Genomic DNA, 24,982 nt, shown 5'->3' with positions numbered 1-24,982 from the left:
AGGTGGTTATTGCGGCGGGGCTCACCTCTTCCCATCCCGAACAGAGAAGTTAAGCCCGCCTGCGCAGATGGTACTGCAGTTATGTGGGAGAGTATGTCGTCGCCTTTCTTTTGAAAAACCCTATCCACAGCGGATGGGGTTTTTTGTTTTTGGACCTTTTCTGTTGTCTCTGATGCGCGCCGAATACCTAATAGACATTCATTCTTTGAAAGCCTTATTTTCTCCTAAATCTTGTTCTCAAAAATATATGACCACAAAGGCTATAATTTTTTTATACGATATAATCTTAATAAAATTTTTTAGGATTTAAATAGTAATGGTCTTATATTCTAAGAATTAATTTATTTTAAGGTAAAAGATGTTTTTTAGTTAATAATGTTTTGGGTTTTAACATAAAAAATGATTAATATTGCGTTTTTCATACTTACCTTATTTAATTAATGTCTGTTTATAGCAAATTTGCTGATCATATTTTAATAGATCTTTTAAAGAAAGATGACCAGTTGGCCTATACAGAAATCTTTGAAAGATACTCCAGGGTTCTTGTAAATCATGCTTATAAGATATTGAATAATCGTGATGAAGCGAATGATGTTGTTCAAGAAGTGTTTTTATCTATTTGGAACAGACGAATGGAATTAATTATTACAGGTACACTTTCTTCTTATTTATACAAGGCTACCAAAAACAGAATACTTAATCATATTGCTCACGAAAAAGTGGTTTCTCGTTATGTAGATTCGATTTCAAACTTTATTGAAAATGATTATGTTTTTGCAGACTCTAAACTGAGAGAAAGAGAATTAGAGTCAATTATTGCCAAAGAAATTGCATTACTTCCTGAAAAAATGCGCGAAGTTTTCCTCTTGAGAAAGGTGGAAGAACTATCATATGATGAAATTGCACTACAATTAAATATTACAGACAAAACTGCTAAACAGCAAGTTTATAACTCATTAAAAATCCTTCGCTTAAAATTAAAATCGACCTTACATATTTTTGTTTGGTAAATTTTTGTTGTCCTTTTTGTTAATTTTTAAAAGAAAATAGTATCGTAATGTCCTCATTAATAAAGAGAAGCTAACGTTTTCTTGGATTTGTTAATGATGAATTAATATTTTTTTATTTTTTTTTACTTTTTATCTATGACAAAACCCATTTCTAACTGTCTTACTATAAAACGAGACAAAATTTCGTATTGTAATTATGAATGAAACTGAATTTTTAGAATTGCTTAAAAAATATCAAAATGATACTTTGTCTGATGAAGATAGGGATAAGCTTGATGCGTGGTATCTGAACAGAGCTTCTACAAATAAAAGACAGCTAAGTGAATACGAATTGGAAGATAGTTATAGATATTTGAAATCTAAACTGTCATTACAAAAGGAGCCAATGATTATTAGATTATGGCCTCGAGTTGCTATAGCCGCATCGGTAGCTTTGATGTTAGGTGCGGGCTTGTTTTATTTTGCAAAATCAGAACGAAAAGAAGATTCTATTCAGGTTGTTGAAAAACAGAAGGAAATAGCTCCAGGAGGTAACAAAGGTATTTTAACGCTCTCAAATGGAAAGCAGATTGTACTTTCAGATATATCATCAAAAGATGTTATTGCTCAAGAAGGTGAAGAGGATGAAGTTACAATTAAAATGGATGCAAATGGCGTTATTACTTATGTGATCAATCCAAATGCTGATAATTCAAAAGAAGAAGCGAATTCATTCAACACACTTTCAACACCAACAGGCGGACAATATAATATTGTCTTGGCAGACGGAACAAAAGTATTTTTAAACGCGGTTTCTTCGATTAAATACCCAACTCAATTTAATGGAAACCAAAGAATTGTAGAGTTGGATGGGGAAGCTTATTTTGAAGTTGCCAAAAATAAAAACAAGCCTTTTATAGTAAAATCTGATGGACAGTCAATTGAAGTATTGGGTACACACTTCAATGTGCATGCTTACGATAATGAATCGGTTGTGAAAACCACTTTATTGGAAGGAAGTGTAGCTGTTGCATCTAGAAATCAAAAAGCTATTTTAAAACCAGGACAACAATCGAATGTTGTCAATAATAGTTCAAAAATTACAATAAAAGAAGTTGATACAGAAGCAGCAATCGCTTGGAAAAATGGCCGATTTAAATTTGATAATGCTGATTTGAAATCGGTAATGAAACAATTGGAACGCTGGTACGGAATTAAAGTAGAGTATCGAGGTGATGTTTCAGACGTGAGATTTAACGGAGGAACATTTAGAAATAAAAATTTGTCTGAAGTATTAAAAGTACTTGAGCTAAGTAATATAAAATTTAAAGTTGAAGGAAAAACTATTATTGTTGATCCCTGATTTTTAAGTTTAACCGAATTATATTGATCTATAAACTAAAAAACCAGAAGCAGTTGCGATGCTTCTGGTTGTTTCAAAAGTTTATAGCCAATATAAGTTGTCCACTATTGTTTAACTATAACCAATGTAAATGTATGAAATTAAATTTACAACCAAAAAAACCTTACAAAAATCTTGGAAAAAAAATTCCCAGATTTAATTTTTCCAAAGCAATAAGTCTTTTTAGTGTGCTTTTTATGCTGTTTTGTAGTTTTTCAACTCAAGCGCAGAACGTTACAGTAAATTTTAAAGACGCGTCACTTGAAACAGTTCTAAAAGAAGTGGCGAAACAGGTTAATTATGAAGTTTTTTATAACCAAAAGCTGCTTAAAGATTCTAAATCTGTTACCATCAATGTAAAGAACTCGTCATTAAAAGAAACTTTAAATCGAATTTTTAGCAATCAAAATTTAAAGTATACTTTAACCAATCAGACTATCGTTGTATCGGCTTCAAAAGATAAAAGCGAGAATTTGGGAAACGATTTAATCCGCGTAAGCGGAAAAGTAACAAACAATAAAAACGAGCCTTTTCCTGGTGTTTCTGTAACTATTGCGGGAACCAACAGAACCAGTATTACTGATTTTGACGGAGGTTTTTCTTTTGACAATGCACCATCAAACGGAGTTTTGGAGTGTTCAGGCTTAACCATTGAGACGAAATCTTTTGGTATTGCTGGCCGCAATGTTGTGACTCTAATAGTTGAAGATAAAGTAGCAGCAATGAAAGAAGTGGTAATTACAGGTTATCAGACTTTAGAAAGAAGCCATTCTACGGGTGCAATCGCTACAGTTAATGAAAAGGTTTTAAACGAAAATATTAATGCAGATTTACCAAGTGCATTAGAAGGTCGTATAGCGGGTCTTACATTTCAAAAGAATCCTACTGGTGCAGCGGCAGATAAACCGATATTGAGAGGTATGGGAACTTTTTCATCTTTAAATGTTGGTTATAGTCCACTGATAGTAATTGATGGTCTTCCAACTGAGTTAACTTTGGAAGATATCAATCCGTATGACGTTGAGAGTATTAACGTTCTTAAAGACGCAGCAGCGGCTTCCATTTATGGTTCTAGAGCTGCCAACGGAATTATTGTTATCGTTACTAAAAAAGGAAATGGAAAACTAAAAGTGACCGTAAACTCCGATTTCTTTCTATCGACTAAGCCTAATTTAAGAGATATGAATTATGCTTCGACAAGTGAATTGATTGATTTTGAACAGGCTGTCTACAATAGAGAAAGAGCAAGATTCGCGAATACAGCTACAATGTTTAGCAATTATGGAGATATAGGAAACAGTAGCCCTAAATATTACAGTCCGCTTTATCAATTGAATAGAAATTTAGAAGATGGAAAAATCAGCAATCTCGATTATGACAGTACAATAGAGCAATGGAGAAAAAACGATTATTACAGAGATTATCGTGATAATGTGTGGCAAAACGAATTTAGACAACGTTACAATGTGGCATTTTCAGGAAGTACTAGTAGACAAAATACTTATGTATCGCTTAATTATGATGAATCTAAAAATCGAATTGTAAATAACGAGAGCCGATCATTCAATTTATATGCAAAAAGCAGTTTCCAGATCAATGATTGGTTAAACGCAACATTTGGAGTAAATTCAACTTATAGTAATGATGATGTTACGGATGGCGATTTTGGTAATTACGATATTCAAAAAAGATACGAACGTATTACAGATGATAACGGAAATCTTGTAATTTCTCCTTTTGTAGGAATTAAAGATGGCTTTACTTCAAGCAGTATTATAAATCCTGCAATTGCAGAAAAATTAGCTGGTTTAAGTGGTTTTAAACCAATGACTTTTAATGTTTTAAATGCACTTCAAGAAGGAATAAAACATGAAAAATCATTAAGCTTAAGAGCTTTTGCTAATATTCGTGCTAAAATATGGAAAGGATTAAGCTTAAGTACACAATTTCAATATGAAATAAGAAGAAATGACGAGGATCAGTACTACGATCTGAACTCTTATAAAATGCGTTACGCTATTAATGCATTAACAGCCTATAATCCAACAACTAATGCTTACACTTATGTAGATGGATTTTCTGCAGGAGGACGCTACAAACAAATGAGCAGTCAGGCAAGTAATTATTCTTTTAGAAATCAATTAGATTACAATCAAGAATTTGGCGGAGGTAAACACGCTATTAATGCCCTTGCAGGTTTCGAAATGAGAGAAACTTTTGTTCCTAGAACTATCGAACAATTAAGATATGGTTACGATCCTGTAACACTTGCTTCTTCGGTAATCAATAACCTAGCTTTGAGCCAGACAGGAACGGCAAGTTATATTTACGGCAGCAACAGAACTTTATCTGCTTTATCAAGAACACAGACTGAAATTTTACACCGTTATTTTTCAGTTTTTAGTACTCTTGGGTATACCTTTTTATCAAAATATAATGTAACAGGAAGTTATAGAGTAGATAGAGCAGATTTATTTGGAGTAGATCCAAAGTATAAAAACCGCCCATTATGGTCTGCAGGTTTAGGATGGAATGTGAGTAACGAAGAGTTTATGAAACCATATAAATGGGTTACGGCACTTAAACTTAGAGCAACTTATGGTGTTAATGGAAACATTGATCAATCTACAACTCCATACATTACGGCTACAAGAAGAAATGATAATCTTTATCAGTCATTGCAATATACGAACATTACATCACAACCAAACCCGATGCTACGATGGGAAAAAACGCAAAGTACCAACGTTGGTTTAGATTATAGTTTATTCCGTGCAAAATTAAACGGTACTATTGATGTTTATCGAAAATACAGCAGTGATTTATTGGCTACAACTGACTTAGATCCGACTGTAGGTGCCTTGTCCAGAACCATTAATGCAGGTGCTCTTATGAATAAGGGTATAGAGTTTAGTGTGAATTCTGATTGGTATAACAACGGAAATTTACGAATTGGTTCTACTGTGATTTTAGGATTTAATAAAACGACAGTTGAGAAAATAACAAGAGCTCAATCAACTCCTGCGTCATATATAAGTTCGCCTATAGATTACTTTTTTGAAAACGAGATTTACAATAGTTTATATGCCTATAGATATGGAGGAACAACTAATGGATATCCTTATGTTTTAGATGAAAATGGAAATCCATCAATTACTTTTGATGCAAATGGGAATCCGATAGCGAGCAGTATTAAAATCATAAATAACCCGGATGCTTTGGTAAATATGGGAAGTCTAACACCAACTTATTCAGGTTCATTATCTCAGCGATTCTCTTATAAGCAATTTGATTTGAATTTCTTATTCATTTTCTCAGGAGGAAATGTAATGCGTAAAGAAACTATTGATATGAGTTCAGATGCTGTAAATCTTTCAGGTATTGCAGATCGTTACACAGATACGAATCAAAATGGCAATACACGTTTGTATGTAGATCTAGACGAGAGTGTTAGAACTTATGCAGTAAACATGAGTACTCAATGGAGAAATTCAGATATTAATGTTGTTGACGGAGATTACATTAAATTGAGAAATATCTCTTTAGCATATAATCTGCCAAAGACTTTTGCTAATAAAATGAATATTTCATCGGCTAAATTTACTTTTCAGATGAATAATATCTGGTACTGGAGTGCAGCTGGAAATCGCATTGATCCGGAAGTTTATTCAGTTAATTCAGGTACACGTAATTTACCATTGCCAAAAACTTATCTAGTTGGCTTTAATCTTACTCTTTAGAAAAATGAAAAAGATATATATAACACTACTATCAGTTCTGATGTTAGGAACAACATCATGTGAAGATTACACTGATATTACACCAAAAGGAGCTTTAGTAATTGAAACTCCTCAACAATTTCTTGAATTGGTTTCATTGCCCAATAGAGGTTATCCGATAAATAACTTTCAATATTTATCTGATGATCAATGGATGAGAGAAGCGAACGTTATTGGAAGAACTCCAAATATTGATATTCTTAATTTTACTTTTGATGAAAGCGTCGATCGTGTTTCTTTACTGACAGGTTCAAGTTTCTATAATCAGGCTTACACTTATATCAACAGATGGAATACGATTATTTCTTTAGTTGACAATAGTAAAGGAGATGAAGACATCAAACGATTAGCGAAAGCAGAAGCTAAAATTTACAGAGCTTACGATCACTTTTTATTAGTAAATACGTATGCAAAAGGATACGATCCTCAAACTGCAACGACAGATGGAGGAATCTGTATCATGGATAAATTTGACTTGGAAGCACAACCTTCCAAATCAACAGTGGCTCAAGTTTACGATTTTATTCAAAAAGATATCGAAGATGCATTACCGTTTATTAAAGAAAAACCAGCTGATGTGTATCATCCGTCATTAGCATTTGCGTATGCTTTTAAAGCTAAAGTGCATTTGTTTAAACGTGAAATTGCACTAGCTCAAGCAGCAGCAGAAAAATCACTTAGTTATAACAATCAGATATTTGACTTGGTAGCTTATAATGCACAAGGCGGACCAACAGCAGTAGCTGTTCCAGCCGCAAACAATATAGAAGTTCTAAGTTATATGTATATGACTGGTTATAATGAAATGAACTTTGCTCAGAGCTATATCATCAGTCCAGAATTGAGAACTTTGTTCGGAACTAACGATGCGCGTTTTAATTTGTTTTTCAATTCAACAAGCACAACCAATTTAGATCAAGGTTCAAATACAGCGTATTGGGCAACACAATATACAAGATTCTTTTATCCGACAGTTGGAATGAAAACAACCGAGGTGTATTTAATGCTTGCCGAATGTTATGCAAGAGATAACAAATTTAATGAAGCAGTTACTGTTTTAAACAAATTAAGAGCAAAACGAATTCTTTCTGGAACAGTAAATTTAGCGGTTCCAGCAACGAGAAAAGAAACAATGGAGTTGGTAATCAACGAACGAAGAAGAGAATTACTTTTAGGTTTTAACCGTTTTTTTGATCTTAAAAGATTAAATACCGAAACAGAATATGCTAAAACAATTACGAGGGTATTTCCATTAGTAAACAAAACCGTTCCTCAAAAAACGTACACTTTACAGCCTAATTCCCGATTATATATTATACCATTTCCTTTATCGGTTTTACAAAAAAATCCGAAACTGACATTAAACACAGACGAAAAAGTCCCATTTTAATTCCAATGAAAAAAATAATTTTATTACTAATCATGCTGGTTGCCATTAACCAGCATGGTTTTGCTCAAACTCCAGAAAAAAAAGCTGACAGTACAAGTACTCAGCCGAAAGGCATGCAGGCGTATCATAAAGTAATTACAGATAAGGCAATCAATAAATCAGGTCTTCTTACGATTAGTCAGGTTGATACAAAGTATTACTTTCAAATTCCTGATACTTTGTTTAACCGATATATGTTGGTTGTAACACGATATTTGTCTACTCCTGAAGGAATGGGGATTTTTGGTGGAGAAAAAGCCAATGAGCAGACTATTTATTTTGAGAAAGGATCGAATAACACGGTTTATTTAAGATCATTGCAATACAAGCAAGATGTTCGTTCTGCCGATTCAATGTTGGCAAAAGCATTGGCAGGAAGTAACGAAAATCCAATTGTGGCTGCATTTCCAATTAAAACAACCAATCCTGATACAGGAAGTGTTGTAATAGATGTTACCGAAGCTTTCAAAAAGGATAATACGATGTTTTCTATTGGAAACTCCGAGAAAACAGAGAAAAAATTAAATTCTCTGGCTGATGATAAATCTTTTATAGAAGCAATTGATACCTATCCAATTAACGTTGAAGTAAAAACAACAAAAACATATACAAGCACTCTAGCAAGTAGCGGAACCGTAACATTGAGGTTAAATACTTCAATTGTTTTGCTTCCTAAAATACCTATGCGTAAGCGTTTTTTTGATGAAAGAGTAGGTTACTTTGCCAATAAATATGTTTTGTTTGATGATGATGAACAGCGTGCACAGAAAAAATTTATTGTTCAGCGTTATCGTTTAGAACCTAAAGACAAGGATATCAAGAAATACCTGAGAGGAGAATTGGTTGAACCAAAAAAACAAATTGTTTATTATATCGATCCTGCAACACCAAAAAAATGGAGACCATACTTAATTGCAGGTATTAACGATTGGCAAAAAGCTTTTGAAGCAGCTGGTTTTAAAAATGCAATCGTGGGTAAAGAATGGCCAGAAGATGATAAAACAATGAGTTTGGAAGATGCAAGATATTCTGTAGTACGATATTTAGCTTCTGAAACACCAAATGCTTATGGACCAAGAATTAGCGATCCAAGAAGTGGAGAAATTATGGAAAGCCATGTTGGCTGGTACCATAATGTAATGAGATTGGTTCAGAGATGGTACATGATTCAGGCTGGGCCCTTAGACCCAAGAGCTAGAAAAATGCATTTAGATGATGAATTAATGGGACAATTAATTCGTTTTGTTTCTTCTCACGAAATCGGACATACAATTGGTTTACGTCACAACATGGGAGCGAGTAGTGCTACCCCTGTAGAAAAACTTCGTGATAAAAAATGGGTAGAAGCAAATGGTCATACGGTTTCTATTATGGATTATGCTCGTTTTAATTACGTGGCACAACCGGAAGACAATATTGGTCCAAAAGGAATTTATCCACGTATTGGCATGTACGACAAATGGGCTGTACAATGGGGATATGGTTATTATCCAAATGCTAAAGATGAATTCGACGAAGAAAAAATATTAGCCAAAATGACCACAGATAGTTTAACAGCTAACCCAAAATTGTGGTTTGGAGGCGAAGGAAAAGACGAAGACCCGAGAAGCCAGTCTGAAGATCTTGGAGATGATGCTGTTTTGGCGAGTGATTACGGAATCAAAAATCTAAAACGTGTTGTACCGCATCTTATCGAATGGACTTATCAGCCGAATGATGCCTACAATAATTTAGAGGATATGCATAAAGCAGTGGTAAGACAATACAGTATCTATTTATATCATGTGTTAAAAAACATTGGAAACAACTATGTGACAAAAAGAACTGTTGATGAAAAAGCAGTAGTGTACAAACCAGTTCCTAAAGCAAAAGTAAAAGCTGCTATAGATTATTTAGGAAGACAATTATTTGTTGCGCCACTTTGGATGTATCCAAAGGAAATAGATGATCTTATTCCGATGAAAAGAGAAGATCAAATCTTGGATCAGCAAAATCAGGTTTTGACTATGTTGTTGAGTTCAGGTATGCTTTATAATATTAGCCTTAAATCGATGCAATTTGAAGGAAGTTACACAGTTCCTGAGTTTTTAAATGATTTGCAAAAAACGGTTTGGGTAAAATTTAGTGGAGATGAAAAGCAAGATTTTTACAGAAGAAACTTTCAGCGTGGTTATGTAGAGAAATTAGGAATGCTTTTATTACCAAAGGAATTAGAGCCAGGAAAAGCTTCAAATGCAGCACAACGAAGTGATGTGAAATTGTATGGAAGACAACATCTTTTAAAATTAAAATCAGATGTTACAAAAATGATGAATGAAGCAACAGGAATCAGCAAAGATCATTACGAAAGCATTTTGATTGACATCGAAAAAATTATTACAAAATTAGACAAACCAACATCATGAAAAAATTATTAGTTCTAGCATTCATTTTCTTTTTCACTTTAACACAAGCGCAATTAACATCAAAAGAAGAAGTAGTTCCCGAATTGGTTGCGAAAAGAGAAGCAGAAAAGAAAGAGATTACCAAAAATTATCTGGCTTTAAAAAACAGTTTTCTTACTTCAGATAGTCTTGCTGTTGTCAAAAATGCGGAAGCTTTGAAAGGTTCATTAAAAAATTTCAGGTTTAAAAAATTAAGCCTTGAAAATATGAATGCAGCAACAACATCAAGAAGAGAAATTATTGATTTAGCAACGCAACTTACAGCCACTAAAAATATCAATAAACAACGTAAAATTTTTGAAACACTTTCTGTAAAATATTGGGATCAGGCAGGAAAATTCAAACCTGCTGACGAAACTTTATATTTACAAGTTTGTCCAATGACCGGAGCGGTTTGGACAAGTGACAGTAAAGAAATTAAAAATCCATATTATCCAAAAAATATGCTGACTTGCGGTGAAGTAAAAGCAAGTTTATAAAAGTTAGAATTTGAATTAGTTTGATAAATGCGGTATTCTGAAAAGGAGCCGTATTTGTCATTTATAATAAAAAGCGATTAATGGACTATTTTTTTATAAGAATATAGGTTAATTATTACTCAAAAAAAGCTGTCTAAAATTAGACAGCTTTTTTTGATATTATAATTTGTAAAGTCTTTACTTTTCTGAAATTTCTTTTAATTTATCTAACGCTTTTGGATAAGTATTGTTGAAATAATCCAAATATTCATCAATAGTATCCATTTCTACGGTTAAGGTTGTAATGCCATTATTTTCTTCAAAGCTATAGTTTTCATGTCCGCCGGCCCATTTTTCTACTTCTTCGCCTGTGGTTACTTCGGTATCTCCAACTAGAAATCCGTAATGGCGAATAGAAACAAAATTGGCTGCTTTATGTTCTACAACTTCCGAAAGCATTCCACCTTTTTTACCGTTTTCGTCTGTTCCAACAAAGCTAATTTTACTTCCTTTTTCCCAACTGCCTTCATAAGTAGAAGTAGGGTTAAAAGTGGCAACCCAATATTCGTAAGTGGCTTTGTCCTTTAAGCCCAGCATCGTTTCATATACTTTTTGAGCTGATGCATTTATTTCTTTTTTAAATTGTAATTTTTGCATGGCTTCTTTGTTTTTTTAGAAGCTTAAAGTTACATATTATTTTGATTAGAAATACCAAAATGCCCTGCTATGGATTTGTTTGTATAAGTATTCTTCATCGAAAGATTCAATAAAATAGTCAGCGGTTTGAGGCGCAAATCCTTCAACATTTTCTACTAAAAACTCTTTATTGTTCGCTATGTAATCTTTTGTTTGTTGATAGCCAAGTGGATAAAAAATCATTTCACCATCAAAGCCGCACCAAGTGTCAAAGTCCACTAATTTGGCCTCTAAAACTAAATGAAGGTCAATAACATGTTTATTTTTGCTGGCAAAGTAACTGAACATTAACAAGTCTTCACACATGCAGTAAAACTCGCTCATTTCATCATCTCTTCTGTAAACGATAGCGGTTTTTAATAGATACCTTGACAGTTCTATATTTTTATAATTTTTGACATAACCAACAAATTCATCTCTTTCTGGTTGATCGTTTTCAATTAGCAGCTTTTCAAAATTAGGTTGACTAACAGATTTTGTCTGATCATATTCTGAAATTATTTCTTCAACAAATGGCGTTCGAAACACATCAGGAATAGAAAATTTCTTTTTTAAAGCATTATTGACTTCAATTATAGATTCATTCATTACATAAAACCATTCGTTTCCGCTGTCGATTTTTGCTTTTTGTTCTTTTACAAAATCGGTAATATCTTGTATCGATTTTATAAGCTCGTTATTGAATTTTTCTAATGCCTCATTTTTAATTCCAATTTGAACAGCTCTACGTTTTAACTTGTCACCTTTAATATCGTGATCTGGATCCCACTGAATTCTTACGTTGCTATTATCAAGATTTTCTTTCCAAGTAAATTCGTCTCCGTATAATTTGTCATAGCTTGTCAAAACACCTTCGGTAAGAAGTTCTTCAAAGCCTTCATAAGTCATCTCAATAGCTAAGATTCGACTTTGGTTACTGTCTTTATTCGACCAATCGCTTCTGTACATCATCCACAGAAAGTTTGGTTTTATCCAGGTCATTCTGTCAAAGCTGTAATCCTGTCCTCCGAATTTTTGATTTTTTATGGCATAGTCTGCGATTTTATCATTGAAAGCCTGATATACAAAAATGTTGGCTCCGCGTTTTTGTCCAAGTATAAAATTTCCTTCTTGAGGAAGTCCTTTTTCATATCTGTGATGTTGGATTGTCTTTAGGTTCATTTTTATTGATGATGTTTATTTATATAAATTGTCTCTTGGTTGAAGATATAAATAATGCGGAAAAATGGAATCTTTTTCGGTTTCATTAATTTTTTGTACCCATTGTGGAAATTTATAATTCACTTTTATAACAGAATCATTTACCAAAGTATACTCACAAAAAGAGTCTCCGTTTTTCGGATATTCTTTAATACCGTTTGATTGTTTTAAGAATTTCATATCTAGTAAACAATCACTTTTATAAGTCCAAAGAAGTTCTATTTTGTCGGTTTTAGTATGATAATGATTGGTAAAAAATTCATAGATGCATTGGCCATGAAATTGATAAACTGCAAATTCTTTTTGAAAAACTACTCTTACCAAATATTTGGCCGTATCATTTTGTTTAGCAGACCAAATAAAATCTTGATCATCAGATATATAATCGCTGATTTTTTTAGGCGTTTTTTCTGGCGTGCTTTCTTTAGGTTTTGGTTTTTCTACAACATTTTCTTTTTTGCAGCTTATTGAAAAAACGATAAGAAATAGAAGTACAATTTTTCTCATGTCAAGTTGTTTAAAGTTTTATAAGGCCTTTTTTCAAATTGTTTTCATACTTAAAAGAGTATGGTTTATTTTATTCTTGGTTTTACAATTGAATAAATCTCTTGTATTGACTTTTAGGGACTGGTATTTGTGAGTTTAATCGAGTCTATGATCAGTATCACTTTTTTCAATTCTTCTTGATTTTTGAGAGTGTTTCTTTTGTTTGAATCTATTGTAAACGAACAAATGAACATTTTGTTTTCAGCAATTATATGCCAATAATAAATGAAATCTTGATCGCTTTTTTCAGAGTATTTTAAACCTTCAAATCCTTCTTTGGTTTTAAAAGTTTCTGCTTTTTCCTTAAAACTTTCTATTTCACTTTTTAATAATTGGGAATTTCTGTTGGGGTCAATTTCAATTGGAGTTATTCTGAGATTTCCCGACCATTCTTCTGTATCGAAAAATGCATTAGTGTTGTTTTCGTCTTTATATTCAGCCCAGTTTTTTGGCAATATGATTGAGTACTCGAAATTTGATGTGAATATATAAGTTTCAGGTTTGTTACTGCAATTCATAAATAGAAGAAATATTAAAAAATATGTTTGCTTCATTATAGCTTTTTTTTGTTTCTTGAAAATCTCAGATCTTATCCAAATATAAATTAAAAACGCTACGTATTAATCAAAAAAAGCTGTCTGAATTAATTCTAATTTCCATATTTACAGAATCCTCTGCAAATATGTTACAGTAGTAGTTAGTACATTTTTTTTAATTTCCAGTACGTCACGACATAGTAATTCCAAATTCCTTTTTCGACCTTTATTTCTAATTTATAATCTTTTGGATTGCGATTATAATTTTCCCGATTCATTTCAGAACTAACTTCAAAAACCTCAATTCTATTTTTAAACTGAAAAGATACATCTGGATTTTTTTTGGTATAAAATCCTGTTACTTTGCAGTTTATTATTTCGATTTTATTTTTTGCTGCTTCTTTTTTATTTAAATAATTCCACGTTGTACTTGCAATTTGCCCAAAAGTTACATAGGAAACAAAAATCCCTTGTATCAAATAAAATGCAATCACATATATTTTGGCATACGTTTCATTAAAACTTCTATATTTTTTAATTAAAAAATCTTTTCTGTAAATACCCAAAAAAAGCACTCCAGTAATTAACGGCAACCAGAGTACATAAATAGTATATCGTACATCGTGTCCAATCGTTTTACTTGTAAAGAATGTATAATTTAAAATAAAAAGAATTAAAGCTGCTATTAAAAGAATATAATGGATTAAGTCTATTTTTTTTTCTTTGTTTTTTAATATTCTTTTTTCCGTTTTCTTTTGGTTTCGGTTTACTTTCAAGTTTAATAGGTGTTAATTTTATTCTTTTTTCGTTGCAGTAGAATGTAACATTTCTAATTTCCATCCGTTTTTGGTTAAAACTGCGGTCGCACTTTCTAGCCAATACATTTTGCTACTTTTTTTATCGTCAAACGAAAATACAGCTTTGTTTTTATACGCAATCCAGGCCGTTTTGTTTAAGATTTTAATTTCAATAACTTCAATTGAGTTTACTCGTTTCGGAATCGGTTTATCAAGTATAGCCTTATTTAAATAATTTGCAATGGAGTCATTGTTCCAAATTTCTCCATTTTCTAAAAGAAGAAAATCTTTGGTGTAATATTTATCAATGTTTTTAGAATCTAATTTAGACCAAATTTCATCAAAAGATTCAATGATTAATTGTTTTATTTGCGATTGATCGGTTTTGGATGCGCTTTGTCCGAATGATAGTGTTGTAAAACATATCATGAAAATTAGAGTGTTGAATTTTTTCATTTTTTGTTATTTTGATTATTAATGATATGTAATCTGCTGTGTAAATTTATCGGATTTTTTAAAGCTTAACGATAGCACGCCTTTTATTAATTTCATCAGTAAGCGAATGAATTTCATCAGTATTCTTTTCACCTAATACATTTGCCAGCTCCCAGTAATCTATTTTTCCAATTATGTGATAATCAATAAGTGTTTCTCTTTCTTTTTGAAAATCATCTGAATTAATTAATTCAAAATCATATCTTTTTGATGTACCAGACTCCAAATAGATTATTATAAAATTATTAATTCCATTTGAAAGCGCTGGACCTAGATTTCCACTTGAAATATGAGCTAATCTGCCAACATAATCATCATTAGAAATTTGAATTTTTCGTATTTTTTCAATTGGATAAATTTCATTACCAGCAATTATTGAATCTTTTTCAAATGATAAGTAACCTTCAAGTTTTCCTCGAAATGGTTCAATTTTATTAAAATTATACAATTTTAAAATTACAGCGAACATAAAACCACCAACTGCAAGCCAAACAAAAATTTCGTCAATAAAGTTAGGCTCTAAACGAAGAATCTTTTGCTTAAAAAGCATCATACCACAAATAAAAAATAGTATTGAATATGTGATAGTTTGCGGACTCCAATAAAATTTATTCGACTTTATATAAATTGAAAATTTCTGCATGATTTTTTTCTGTAAAGATTAATTCTACAGCCAACATGTAAAATTTATTATTTTATTTTTTTAAATCCTGTCACATAATCAAATCCAAGTTTCCCTTTCATCAGACATAGTTTTATTTCTTCACCCTCTTCAAAATTATCATATCTTGTTTTCCCTACAGAAAACCTTTCTTCAGTACCATTTTCCATTTTAAAATAAAAAAAGTATTCAGTAGATCTACCACCACTAATGCTTTTGCTTTCTATTTTAAAATTTTTGTAAAAAGTTGTTGGGTCAGCAAAATAATGGTTTACAAAACTTGCCAAAGATGTAAATAGTAGAAAGAATCCGATAAATAGTCCTAGAAGAACCGTATATCTTCTTTTACCTTCATAATACACGCTAGGAATTGTTAATTTTAAGATTATTGTGGTAATGATTGCTACCAGAATTCCGAAAAGACCCGCTGTCCAAAAAAGTTTTGTGCCCTGTATGGTGTTGTCAAAATTCCTGATTTCAAATAATAACGATATCAGGCTAATAAAAAAAAGAGTAGTCGAGAAATAGTAAACTACTTTGTCAATTGTTTTAGTCTTTTTTTCATAAGATATCTTTGGAGGAAAAAAATCATCAACAATAAGCTTTGAAATTGCAACTATTTGTATGAGTTGATACATTCCATATAGGAAGAATGGTAACGGAACAAGTCTAAATGTTCCTTTGTTGTTAGCAAATAATGCAATCGGAATGATGCACAATCCTATATGTAAAAGTTTTTTGTAAAATTCTTTTCTTATAAAAGAAGTTCTTATGTTTTCTCTACTAGTATTTTTTTTCTTGTTCAAAATGGAGTAAATAAGTGGAGGTTTATTTCGCTTTATAGTTTTCAAATATAAAATATTTTCCTATAAAAATTGAAAAGCCTTTTAAATCATCCAATAAAAAAAGCCATCCCAAAAAGGACAGCTTTTCTAAAAAATAGTTGTGTGTTTTGGGATAAACCCAGTTTAGCATTCGAATTAATTTATTTTAACCAAATGTTTTTCAATAGCAGCTCTTTGCGGTTCGTATTGAGCCGGAAGTTTTAAGTTTTTACCTAATTCTTCTAAGCTTTCGTCTACTGTAAATCCAGGATTGTCGGTAGCGATTTCAAACAAAACTCCTCCTGGTTCTCTGAAATATAGAGAGTGGAAATATTGTCTGTCAATTTGTGGTGTAATCTGCAATCCGTACTCTTCGATTTTTTCTCTGAATTTCATCAAAATTTCGTCATTCTGAACTCTGAAAGCCACATGATGAACAGTTCCGTTGGCATTAAAACCACGTTTTTCATCAGCCAATTCTACCAAGTCAACAATGGCAGCATTTTCTACAGCGTCTGTTGCATAACGGTAACGGTTTACGTCCTGATCGATTAATTTATAACCAAATATTTCGGTTAAAATCGCAGCCGTTGGTTTAATGTCGTTTAAAGTCAAAGTAATGTTATGAAAACCTTTTGTTGCCACATCAGCTTTTACTTCGTCAGTTTCCCAAGCTTTTCTGTTGTCTTCTGTTTTAGATTCGATTAACTCTAATTTCAGTCCGTCTGGATCTAAGAAAGTCAAATATTTTTCTCCGAATTTTTCAGCCGGTTTGTTGTAGATTACGTTGTATTTCTCAAAACGTTTTTGCCAGAAATCTAAACTTCCTTTTGGAACAGAATATCCAATTTCAGTTGCCATTCCGGAACCTTTTCTTCCTTGCTGAATTCCTTCTCCCCAAGGAAAGAAAGTCAAAATTGTTCCTGCGCTTCCTACTTCGTCACCAAAGTAAAAGTGGTAGGTTCCTGGATCGTCAAAATTCACAGTTTTTTTGATGAATCTTAATCCTAATATGTTAGAGTAAAAGTTGAAATTACGTTTAGCGTCACCTGCGATTGCAGTAATATGGTGTAAGCCTAAAATTTTATTTTCCATGGTATTTTTGATATTAAATTGTTGTTTGATTTTTCTTTTACAAATTTACGTCTGTTATGGCTGCGCATCGATTAACCTAGATTAAGAAATAAAAAGCCGTTAAATTTTCAACGTGCCAGTATACATCCAAATAATATTCCATTTAGAATAATCTCTTATTTATCAGGGTTTTTGAAAAGAAATATGCTTTTTGATTATACGATATATCGTAATTTTATGAATGAAGTATCTCATATTTAGAAAATCAATAGTAATTTAATTAGGGCTATTTCTTAAATTTACGCTGCTGCGCATAAAAAATACCACAAGAATTACCGTTATGGAAAATCATACAGATAAAACTGCACTCATGATGAAACGATTGCAGGAAAGAGAACAAGAACAAATGTTGATTTTATCTATCTGTACAGCGCTTTCTTCCACTATAACTAAAGAAGAATTTAATACGGTTGTAAATGGTTTGTTAAAAGACCATTTTCAGTTTGACGATTTTATCCTGACTTCTTCCAATAATGACGAAACCGAATATCAAATTTTCTATCAATCATCTATTAAAAATAAAGACTCAAAAAATTATGTGCTAAAGGACGGATTTTTTAATCTCTGTCTGGATTCTGCAGATACGGTTATTTTTGATTTAAATGAAAATCAAAAAAATCCCGATTTTATTCAAAACATAAATAATAAAGGTTTTAAAAATGGAATTGGTCTTTGTCTTCCGTATTTTAATGGAAACCGAAACGTACTTTTTCTCTTCTTTAAAAATGCCAAAACCTTTACTCGGGAATCCAATCGGATTTTACGAGGAATTGCAACGCAGCTTTCTATTACAATTCGAAATATTATTTTGACTGAAGAATGTAAAAATAATAATGAAGAATTGAAAAAACTCAAAACAACCTTTTCAGAAAATAATAACGAAACGGCCGAATCTACAAAAGAAGGTTTTCATGGAATTGTCGGTAATAGCGATGCCATGCAAAACGTTTACGAACTAATTTCTCAAGTGGCTTTTTCTCCTTCAACAGTTTTAATTTTTGGTGAAACAGGAACGGGAAAAGAATTGGTGGCAAGTGCTATTCATCAATTATCGTCAGTTTCCAAAAACAGAATGATCAAAGTAAATTGCGCTTCTATTCCTGAAAATTTGATTGAAAGTGAATTATTCGGCCATGAAAAAGGAGCTTTTACGGGAGCGACAGAACAAAGAATCGGAAAATTTGAACAAGCAGAAAACAGTACGATTTTTTTGGATGAAATAGGAGAGTTGCCTTTAGAATTGCAAGGAAAACTGCTTCGTGTTTTGCAGGAAAAAGAAATTGAAAGAGTTGGCGGAAATAAAAGCATCCGAGTAAATGCAAGAGTAATTGCCGCTACAAATAAATCGCTCCCAAAAGAAGTTGCAGAAGAACGGTTTAGAAGCGATTTGTATTATCGTCTGAATGTTTATCCAATTCCTCTACCAGCTTTGCGTGATCGTAAAGGCGATATTGAAGTTCTTGGGAATTTTTTCTTAGAAAAACATTCAGCAAGAATAGGAAAGAAAATAAAAGGATTTTCTAAAAAAGTACTTAACGGCATGATGGCAAATGTTTGGCCAGGAAATGTACGTGAATTAGAAAATATGATCGAAAGAAGTATTTTGTTTGCAAAAGATGATACGATCAGACAAATGACTTTTCCTGAAATTTTTATTGCAGTATCAGAGACTTCTAAAACAGAATTTCAGATCAAAACCTTACAAGAAGTCGAGAGGGAGCATATTCTTAAAGTCATTAAAAAATGCAACGGAAGAATTTCTGGACCACAAGGCGCTGCCGTTTTATTGGGTTTGCCTGCTACAACTTTAGCTTCTAGAATGCAGAAATTAGGCATTAAAAAAGAGCATTTTCTAGATTAATTTATTACAATCATTTTTATTTTTCCTGAAGAAACCGCCCAATAAATCAGTAAAAGCATACTTATGGCCAAAGCCGTTGTTGGATATTGAAATGAGATACCGAAGGCGATTAAATACGTTGGAAATCCGTAGAGATAATTGTTTCTGATTTTTTTGATGGCAGAATCTGTAATTCCGGGACGCAATAATTTCTTGTTATGACTCGCAATAAACCACAATAGATTGTATGAAATATTAATCAGTACAAAAATTCCGGTATAGATTGCTACTGCAATATTGGAAGCTTCACCTTCAAAAAAACGTGCTATCAAAGCTGTTGGATAAGAAACCGCCGTAACCAAAAAAAGAATCAATCCGTTTGAAAACATGATAGCGGTATTTCGACTATAAATTTGTTTGAAAATTTTATGATGATTGACCCACATGATAAAAATACTGAAAAAAGAAAGCGTAAAGGCAAGATACGAAGTCCATTCGTTTTTAAGATAAGATAGCAATTCGGTACCATTTTTTACAGCCGTAACATCTGGCGCATGAAGATCTAAAACCAAAAGTGTAATAGCGATAGCAAATACGGCATCGCTAAAATTCTCAATTCTAACGGTTTCTTTTTCCATTTTTTATGATTTTTATTTGATGTTTTAATACATAGAAACATAGCCTTAACTGTAGAAGAAAGGCATTTCGTTATCAAAATCGATGTTTCTATAGGTTTAGATTAATTTTATAAATATTGATTTTCGAAGTTTAGGCTCAATATTTTTTGTTTTGTGTCCTTTTCCTGTGGTGTCTTCAACCAAAAGAATCGAACCGGTATTAAATGTTCTTTTTTCTCCTAATGACGTTTCGATTTCTACACCGCCTTCCAGTAAAATAATATATTGACGGTCTGGAGCATTGTGAAAATCGTAGTCATAAGAAGGACTGACTTCTCTAAAAACGATAGATTTGACAGGTTCATCTTCAGATAAAAATCCGATATCGCCATTGTTTTTTAATGGAACTTCGAAGTCTTCAAAATGACTTTCTCCGCTGTCATCGCTGTAAACACGCGTTATCGTGATCATTGTTTTTTGTTGAAAATGAGAGCGTTGGCACAATCTACTTCGTCCATACTAATGGTATGTCCCATATTTTGATAGATTTTCTTGGTTACATCTGCGCCCATTTTTGTCATAAGTGCTTCAGTATCATTTACTCTTTCTACAGGAACGTGAAAATCGGGATCGCTTGTTCCGATAAAAACAGGTGTGTTTTCAAAGTTTCCTGAATAATGATTTTCATAAACCTGATCACCAATTAATCCACCGGTAAAAGCTACAATTCCGCCATATTTTGCTGCATTTCTTGTGGCGAATTCCAATGCAAGACAAGCACCTTGAGAAAAACCTAAGAAATAAATATTCTCTTTTTCGATTCCGTTTTGCTGAATTGCCACCACAACCTGATGAATGGCTTCTAATGATTTTGAAAATGATGGTTCGTTTTGATCAAGCGGAGCTAAAAATGAATACGGATACCAAGTTCTGTTTTCTGCTTCAGGTGCAACCAAAGCAAAATCGTTTACTTTAAGATGCTTGGCAATCGAAAGAATATCATGAGCGTTGGCACCACGACCATGAATCAGGACTAAGGCTTTTTTTGCTTCATTTAAAGGCACGCCGTCTGTTAATATATTTGTGTTCATATTAGTATATTTTTAATTATTTTTTCCAGATATCTTCATATTCATCTGGATGTCTTTTAAATTGAGCATGAACATAAGGACAAAGCGGTAAAACTTTTAAATGGTTGGCTCGAACATAAGAAACCATTTCTTCTAAAAGTTTCTTTGCATACCCTTTTCCTTCGGCTTCTGGCTCAACACCTGTGTGGTAAACGGTTAGTAAATCTGGTTTAATGCTTACTGTCATTTCGCCTAACTTTTTATCATCAACATAGAGATTAAATGCACCATGTTGTTTTTCGTCTAATTCTAATTTTATTGTTTCCATATGTTTTAATTTTATGGTTCGTTTTACATAAGCAAAGTTAGCGAAGCCTGCAGTTACGAGAACTTAATGTAGATTAATTATATCCTTGTTTTATCCCTAATTTTTTCATTTTTGAATACAAAGTCTGCGGTTGTATTTTTAGCATTTCAGCAGCGCCTCCTGGACCAGAAACTTTTCCGTCGCAAAGTTGAAGTGCATTCATAATATGTTCTTTTTCCATTTCTTCCATCGATTTCATTTTTCCTGTATGAACAACTTCAAAAGTGGAAGGAGTTGTAGAAGGAAGATCAAATTTTTCAATTTCAGTTGTTTTGGCAAGCAGAACATTTCTTTCGATTAAATGTTCTAATTCACGAATGTTTCCTGGCCAATCGTAATTTTTTAATTGAGATAAAGCGTTCGGACTAATACTATTGACATTCTTTCGGGAACTTGCTGCATATTTCTTCAGAAAATGATTCGCTAATGCTTCAATATCTTCCTTTCGTTCTTTTAAAGTTGGCAATTGTATCGGAAATACATTTAATCTATAATAGAGATCAAGTCTGAAACGTCCTTCTGCCACTTCTTTTTCCAAAGATCTGTTGGTTGCCGCTACAATACGAACATTGATTTTGATAGTTTTGTTTCCACCAAGTCTTTGAATTTCTTTTTCCTGTAAAACCCGCAACAATTTTACCTGAGAATCTAATGGTAATTCTCCAATTTCATCTAGAAAAATAGTTCCGTTATCGGCTTGTTCAAACTTTCCGATTCGTAATGTATTTGCTCCAGTAAAAGCACCTTTTTCATGACCAAATAATTCGCTTTCGATTAAAGATTGTGGTAAGGCAGCACAGTTTACAATTACAATCGGATTGGATTGATGAGCTGATAGATCGTGAATGGAATGCGCCACTCTTTCTTTTCCGGTTCCGCTTTCGCCTAAAATTAGAACGGAAGTTTCGGCCGGAGCCACAATTTTTATTTTTTCAATAACTTCTTGTAAGAGCTGACTACTACCGACAATTCCTTCAATTTCCTGAATTTGATTATCGATTTTAGCTTCTCCCAAACTTCCTTTTTCTTCATTAAATCTATATTTAGCAATGTCTAGCATTACGATAAGATCTCTTTCACGAAAAGGTTTCACCATAAATCCGTATGGTTGTGTTGCTTTTACAGCTTCAAGCGTGCTTTGATTGGTGTTTGCCGAAATATATAAAAAAGGAAGATTCATCTCGCGAAGTTCCCAAGCCAAATCAATTCCGGTCAAATCACCTTTTAACATGATGTCTAATAAAACCCATTCTGGTTTTTTATCTTCGATTAATTTTCGTGCTTGAACTACAGAAGAAGCAATGCCAACAACTTGATATCCTGTTTTTTGCAACATGATTTTTAAATCATTTGCTACTATAAATTCATCTTCAACAATTAGAATTTTCTCCTTCATTATGTTATTTATATCATTTAAGAATTCTCTGCAGTAACTTCAAATTCTGTGTTTCTTGTAAATGTAATTGTGATTTTCAGTCCGTTATCGTTTTTCATTTCAAAAACTCCGTCAATTTGATCGCTTAATCCCATCATTAAATTCATACCTAATGAATCTCTTTCGGTGCTATCGAAATCAACAGGAAGTCCAATTCCGTTGTCCGCAATTTTTAATTCGTAATTGCTTTCGCCAATATTTTTAAGAACGATAGTAACTTCTCCTTTTCTGTCTTCTGGAAAAGCATATTTAATAGCATTATTAACTGCTTCGTTTATGATTAATCCAAGCGGAACAGCTTGTGCAACATCAAGATACGTTTTTTCTACTTCCAAAACAAAATTGATGTTTCGATCGGTATCAAAACATTCTTTCATATAATTGGTCAATTCATAAACATACCAAGACATATCAATATTTGCCAGATTATCAGATTGATACAATTTCTGATGAATAAGCGACATGGCATGCATTCGGTGCTGACTGTTTTGAATGGCCATTAAAGCATCTTCGTTGTCCAAATACGCCGATTGTGTGTTTAATAAACTAATGACAATCTGAAGATTATTCTTTACACGATGATGAATTTCTTTCAAAAGCCATTCTTTTTCAACGAGCATTTTTTTGTTCAACTCGTTTTGTTCATTAATCTGCTGACGCTGAATTTCTAACTCTGCATTCTTTTTCTTTTTTAATCTAAAACTGTTGTATAAAAGTGCTAGAAAAAGGATTAAAACAATAACACTTCCGATAAATACATATTTTACAACGGTATCTTTCTGAATTTGAATCTGCTGTACTTTTGCCTGTTCTTGAAGCAGATTGATGTTTTTATCTTTTTTCTCGCTTTCGTATTCAATTTGAAGACTATTGATCTGCTTGCTTTTTTCTCCTTTAAAAACAGAATCAGAAAGGCTTTTATATAACTGGTAATGTTTGATCGCATTGATATAATCGCCTCTTGAAGAATCGGCTTTGAACCAAATCAAATAACTTTCTGAGCGAATTAAATTATTTCCAGCACCCGCAGCAAGCGAATCTAAGCGTCGTACATTTTTATAGAATTCATTGAATTTTTTTATTTGATAATGATAAGAAGCAAAACTTCTCAGAACTGCAATACTGTTTCCGTTTCTATCTGCATTTTCGCCATAAAAATCAGCAAGTCTCTTATAATATATAGAAGCCGTTGCATTGTTGTTTAGAATTCTGTAAATATTAAATAACAAATAATTCTCTTTCATGATACGCTCGATATTGGAGCTCGGAAATTTCTGCTGCATTTCCTTAATAAGCTCAAGCGCTTTTTTTTCCTTTTTTTGTCGAATCAAAAGGGAGCAAAGGTTTTCTCCAATGGTTCTTACGTATTCTGTATCGTTAAAATTTTTAGCAACTTCAAAAGCTTTGTACCAATATTCTTCGGCATCATCATTCTGGCGTAAGTAATAATAAACCAATCCTACATGATTGTAAATAGAACTTAATTGCAACGAATGATCATTTACCGCAAGAGCAGTTTTTTCTGCTAAAAGGGCATGTTTTAAAGACTCAGGATAATTTCCTTTTGAGGTATAAACTTCAGAAAGTAAATTGTAAACTCCTTGTAATTTTGGATAATGAATGGATTTGTACAAAGCCAAAGATTCTTGCAACAAAGGTTCTGCTTTATCCGGATTTTCATTAATGCTATATAATTCTCCAAGTTCTTTTAAAGTTGTGGCCTGTTTTTCTTTAGCACCTGCTTTTTTAAAGAGCTGAATCGCCGTTTGTTTGTATTTGGCTTTTTGGTCAACTTCTGCATCATAGATAGAAAGTTCAGAATAACTGCTTGCCTGCAATTCGGTTAAATTATTTTTTTTAGAATACGTAATGGCATTTTTTGTTTTTTCTAAAGCATTTTCTCTATCGCCTTTTTCTCTATAAATCTGAGCTCCCAAAAGTATGGATTTCCCTTTTCCAAGTTTATACTTTACACGATCACTTAATAATTTTGCCTGTGTATTAATAAGATCTGCATTATCCAGATCGGTTTTGTTTTCGCCAGTTTTATTTAGATAATAACTGCTTAAAGCTAAAAGTAAATCGACCTTTTTCGGATTACTTTCAGCTTTAGCAATTTTCTTTTTTAAGACATTAGGATCTTCTTCGGATTGCGCCGTTGTGCCATGATTTACAAGCAAAAATAAGATGGCTGTAAATAAGGCGCATACGTGGTTTTTGACAGAAATAATAGGGATGAAATTCATTTTTTAAAGATACTATA

General features: G+C 32.5%; 22 protein-coding genes and 1 rRNA gene. 8 read left to right on the top strand and 15 right to left on the bottom strand.

Features of this window, described 5'->3' with window-relative positions:
• From rrf to K6T82_RS23095, 7 genes are all read left to right on the top strand, one after another.
• Positions 1-108, top strand: a 5S ribosomal RNA gene (gene rrf / locus K6T82_RS23125).
• A 332-nt stretch (positions 109-440) separates the two neighbouring features.
• Positions 441-1,010 carry an RNA polymerase sigma factor gene (locus K6T82_RS23120; RefSeq protein WP_223711242.1) on the top strand — a complete coding sequence of 190 codons (570 nt, stop codon included), beginning with the start codon at positions 441-443 and terminating at the stop codon, positions 1,008-1,010.
• A gap of 196 nt (positions 1,011-1,206) precedes the next feature.
• Complete coding sequence (locus K6T82_RS23115; protein WP_223711240.1) at positions 1,207-2,352, top strand: FecR family protein; 1,146 nt, start codon at positions 1,207-1,209, stop codon at positions 2,350-2,352.
• 134 nt (positions 2,353-2,486) lie between these two features.
• On the top strand, positions 2,487-6,131 hold the full coding sequence (locus K6T82_RS23110; protein WP_223711237.1) for a SusC/RagA family TonB-linked outer membrane protein: 3,645 nt from the start codon (positions 2,487-2,489) through the stop codon (positions 6,129-6,131).
• Positions 6,132-6,135: 4 nt separating this feature from the next.
• Positions 6,136-7,560 (top strand): RagB/SusD family nutrient uptake outer membrane protein, encoded by a 1,425-nt coding sequence (locus K6T82_RS23105; RefSeq protein ID WP_223711234.1) that lies wholly within the window; start codon positions 6,136-6,138, stop codon positions 7,558-7,560.
• Positions 7,561-7,565: 5 nt separating this feature from the next.
• Positions 7,566-10,004: a zinc-dependent metalloprotease gene (locus K6T82_RS23100; protein ID WP_223711232.1), complete on the top strand. Its 2,439-nt coding sequence runs from the start codon at positions 7,566-7,568 to the stop codon at positions 10,002-10,004.
• Positions 10,001-10,522, top strand: a complete 522-nt coding sequence (locus K6T82_RS23095) for a DUF3347 domain-containing protein (protein ID WP_223711230.1) — start codon at positions 10,001-10,003, stop codon at positions 10,520-10,522. Before K6T82_RS23100 ends, K6T82_RS23095 begins: the two co-directional genes overlap by 4 nt.
• A gap of 177 nt (positions 10,523-10,699) precedes the next feature.
• Here K6T82_RS23095 and K6T82_RS23090 read toward each other — a convergent pair whose 3' ends face one another.
• The 9 genes from K6T82_RS23090 to K6T82_RS23050 form a co-directional block, all read right to left on the bottom strand.
• Positions 10,700-11,158, bottom strand: a complete 459-nt coding sequence (locus K6T82_RS23090) for an SRPBCC family protein (protein WP_223711227.1) — start codon at positions 11,156-11,158, stop codon at positions 10,700-10,702.
• Between the two features lie 45 nt (positions 11,159-11,203).
• On the bottom strand, positions 11,204-12,358 hold the full coding sequence (locus K6T82_RS23085) for a DUF4291 domain-containing protein (RefSeq protein ID WP_223711224.1): 1,155 nt from the start codon (positions 12,356-12,358) through the stop codon (positions 11,204-11,206).
• Positions 12,359-12,373: 15 nt separating this feature from the next.
• On the bottom strand, positions 12,374-12,904 hold the full coding sequence (locus K6T82_RS23080) for a hypothetical protein (protein WP_223711222.1): 531 nt from the start codon (positions 12,902-12,904) through the stop codon (positions 12,374-12,376).
• Between the two features lie 113 nt (positions 12,905-13,017).
• A complete protein-coding gene (locus tag K6T82_RS23075; protein WP_223711219.1) occupies positions 13,018-13,497 on the bottom strand; it encodes a DUF3805 domain-containing protein in 480 nt (159 codons plus the stop codon).
• A gap of 143 nt (positions 13,498-13,640) precedes the next feature.
• A complete protein-coding gene (locus K6T82_RS23070; RefSeq protein WP_223711217.1) occupies positions 13,641-14,255 on the bottom strand; it encodes a hypothetical protein in 615 nt (204 codons plus the stop codon).
• An 18-nt stretch (positions 14,256-14,273) separates the two neighbouring features.
• Positions 14,274-14,732 (bottom strand): DUF4440 domain-containing protein, encoded by a 459-nt coding sequence (locus tag K6T82_RS23065; protein ID WP_223711215.1) that lies wholly within the window; start codon positions 14,730-14,732, stop codon positions 14,274-14,276.
• Between the two features lie 58 nt (positions 14,733-14,790).
• On the bottom strand, positions 14,791-15,414 hold the full coding sequence (locus K6T82_RS23060; RefSeq protein WP_223711213.1) for a hypothetical protein: 624 nt from the start codon (positions 15,412-15,414) through the stop codon (positions 14,791-14,793).
• A 47-nt stretch (positions 15,415-15,461) separates the two neighbouring features.
• The gene (locus K6T82_RS23055; RefSeq protein ID WP_223711211.1) at positions 15,462-16,238 is read right to left on the bottom strand and encodes a DUF2500 domain-containing protein; all 777 of its coding nucleotides are present in this window, start codon (positions 16,236-16,238) and stop codon (positions 15,462-15,464) included.
• Positions 16,239-16,412: 174 nt separating this feature from the next.
• Positions 16,413-17,351 carry a ring-cleaving dioxygenase gene (locus tag K6T82_RS23050; protein ID WP_223711209.1) on the bottom strand — a complete coding sequence of 313 codons (939 nt, stop codon included), beginning with the start codon at positions 17,349-17,351 and terminating at the stop codon, positions 16,413-16,415.
• 319 nt (positions 17,352-17,670) lie between these two features.
• Here K6T82_RS23050 and K6T82_RS23045 point away from each other — a divergent pair, with 319 nt between their 5' ends.
• Entirely contained in the window at positions 17,671-19,251 is a 1,581-nt protein-coding gene (locus K6T82_RS23045; protein ID WP_223711207.1) for a sigma-54-dependent Fis family transcriptional regulator, read from the top strand.
• On the opposite strand, the gene K6T82_RS23040 is transcribed toward K6T82_RS23045, so the two are convergent.
• The 6 genes from K6T82_RS23040 to K6T82_RS23015 all read right to left on the bottom strand — a co-directional run bounded on the left by K6T82_RS23040 (position 19,248) and on the right by K6T82_RS23015 (position 24,965).
• Positions 19,248-19,868 carry a TMEM175 family protein gene (locus tag K6T82_RS23040; RefSeq protein ID WP_223711204.1) on the bottom strand — a complete coding sequence of 207 codons (621 nt, stop codon included), beginning with the start codon at positions 19,866-19,868 and terminating at the stop codon, positions 19,248-19,250. The two genes, K6T82_RS23045 and K6T82_RS23040, sit on opposite strands and share 4 nt — an antisense overlap.
• A gap of 96 nt (positions 19,869-19,964) precedes the next feature.
• Positions 19,965-20,318, bottom strand: a complete 354-nt coding sequence (locus K6T82_RS23035) for a cupin domain-containing protein (RefSeq protein ID WP_223711202.1) — start codon at positions 20,316-20,318, stop codon at positions 19,965-19,967.
• Positions 20,315-20,938, bottom strand: a complete 624-nt coding sequence (locus K6T82_RS23030; protein ID WP_223711199.1) for an alpha/beta hydrolase — start codon at positions 20,936-20,938, stop codon at positions 20,315-20,317. Before K6T82_RS23030 ends, K6T82_RS23035 begins: the two co-directional genes overlap by 4 nt.
• A gap of 16 nt (positions 20,939-20,954) precedes the next feature.
• Positions 20,955-21,245 (bottom strand): GNAT family N-acetyltransferase, encoded by a 291-nt coding sequence (locus K6T82_RS23025; RefSeq protein ID WP_223711197.1) that lies wholly within the window; start codon positions 21,243-21,245, stop codon positions 20,955-20,957.
• Positions 21,246-21,318: 73 nt separating this feature from the next.
• A complete protein-coding gene (locus K6T82_RS23020; RefSeq protein ID WP_223711195.1) occupies positions 21,319-22,680 on the bottom strand; it encodes a sigma-54-dependent transcriptional regulator in 1,362 nt (453 codons plus the stop codon).
• 17 nt (positions 22,681-22,697) lie between these two features.
• Positions 22,698-24,965: a tetratricopeptide repeat-containing sensor histidine kinase gene (locus K6T82_RS23015; protein ID WP_223711193.1), complete on the bottom strand. Its 2,268-nt coding sequence runs from the start codon at positions 24,963-24,965 to the stop codon at positions 22,698-22,700.
• Positions 24,966-24,982 lie beyond the last annotated feature (17 nt).

The organism is Flavobacterium potami (assembly GCF_020026915.1).
GTDB classification, from domain to species: Bacteria; Bacteroidota; Bacteroidia; order Flavobacteriales; family Flavobacteriaceae; genus Flavobacterium; species Flavobacterium potami.
Note: the sequence above shows the minus strand (reverse complement) of the source record. Positions and strands in the feature narration are given on the sequence as shown.

Excerpts from the sequence above, each read along its gene's own strand:
- K6T82_RS23120 (WP_223711242.1), top strand. The coding sequence starts at position 441 with ATGTCTGTTTATAGCAAATTTGCTGATCATATTTTAATAGATCTTTTA.
- K6T82_RS23115 (WP_223711240.1), top strand. The coding sequence starts at position 1,207 with ATGAATGAAACTGAATTTTTAGAATTGCTTAAAAAATATCAAAATGAT.
- K6T82_RS23110 (WP_223711237.1), top strand. The coding sequence starts at position 2,487 with ATGAAATTAAATTTACAACCAAAAAAACCTTACAAAAATCTTGGAAAA.
- K6T82_RS23105 (WP_223711234.1), top strand. The coding sequence starts at position 6,136 with ATGAAAAAGATATATATAACACTACTATCAGTTCTGATGTTAGGAACA.
- K6T82_RS23100 (WP_223711232.1), top strand. The coding sequence starts at position 7,566 with ATGAAAAAAATAATTTTATTACTAATCATGCTGGTTGCCATTAACCAG.
- K6T82_RS23095 (WP_223711230.1), top strand. The coding sequence starts at position 10,001 with ATGAAAAAATTATTAGTTCTAGCATTCATTTTCTTTTTCACTTTAACA.
- K6T82_RS23090 (WP_223711227.1), bottom strand. The coding sequence starts at position 11,158 with ATGCAAAAATTACAATTTAAAAAAGAAATAAATGCATCAGCTCAAAAA.
- K6T82_RS23085 (WP_223711224.1), bottom strand. The coding sequence starts at position 12,358 with ATGAACCTAAAGACAATCCAACATCACAGATATGAAAAAGGACTTCCT.
- K6T82_RS23080 (WP_223711222.1), bottom strand. The coding sequence starts at position 12,904 with ATGAGAAAAATTGTACTTCTATTTCTTATCGTTTTTTCAATAAGCTGC.
- K6T82_RS23075 (WP_223711219.1), bottom strand. The coding sequence starts at position 13,497 with ATGAAGCAAACATATTTTTTAATATTTCTTCTATTTATGAATTGCAGT.
- K6T82_RS23065 (WP_223711215.1), bottom strand. The coding sequence starts at position 14,732 with ATGAAAAAATTCAACACTCTAATTTTCATGATATGTTTTACAACACTA.
- K6T82_RS23060 (WP_223711213.1), bottom strand. The coding sequence starts at position 15,414 with ATGCAGAAATTTTCAATTTATATAAAGTCGAATAAATTTTATTGGAGT.
- K6T82_RS23050 (WP_223711209.1), bottom strand. The coding sequence starts at position 17,351 with ATGGAAAATAAAATTTTAGGCTTACACCATATTACTGCAATCGCAGGT.
- K6T82_RS23045 (WP_223711207.1), top strand. The coding sequence starts at position 17,671 with ATGGAAAATCATACAGATAAAACTGCACTCATGATGAAACGATTGCAG.
- K6T82_RS23040 (WP_223711204.1), bottom strand. The coding sequence starts at position 19,868 with ATGGAAAAAGAAACCGTTAGAATTGAGAATTTTAGCGATGCCGTATTT.
- K6T82_RS23035 (WP_223711202.1), bottom strand. The coding sequence starts at position 20,318 with ATGATCACGATAACGCGTGTTTACAGCGATGACAGCGGAGAAAGTCAT.
- K6T82_RS23030 (WP_223711199.1), bottom strand. The coding sequence starts at position 20,938 with ATGAACACAAATATATTAACAGACGGCGTGCCTTTAAATGAAGCAAAA.
- K6T82_RS23025 (WP_223711197.1), bottom strand. The coding sequence starts at position 21,245 with ATGGAAACAATAAAATTAGAATTAGACGAAAAACAACATGGTGCATTT.
- K6T82_RS23020 (WP_223711195.1), bottom strand. The coding sequence starts at position 22,680 with ATGAAGGAGAAAATTCTAATTGTTGAAGATGAATTTATAGTAGCAAAT.
- K6T82_RS23015 (WP_223711193.1), bottom strand. The coding sequence starts at position 24,965 with ATGAATTTCATCCCTATTATTTCTGTCAAAAACCACGTATGCGCCTTA.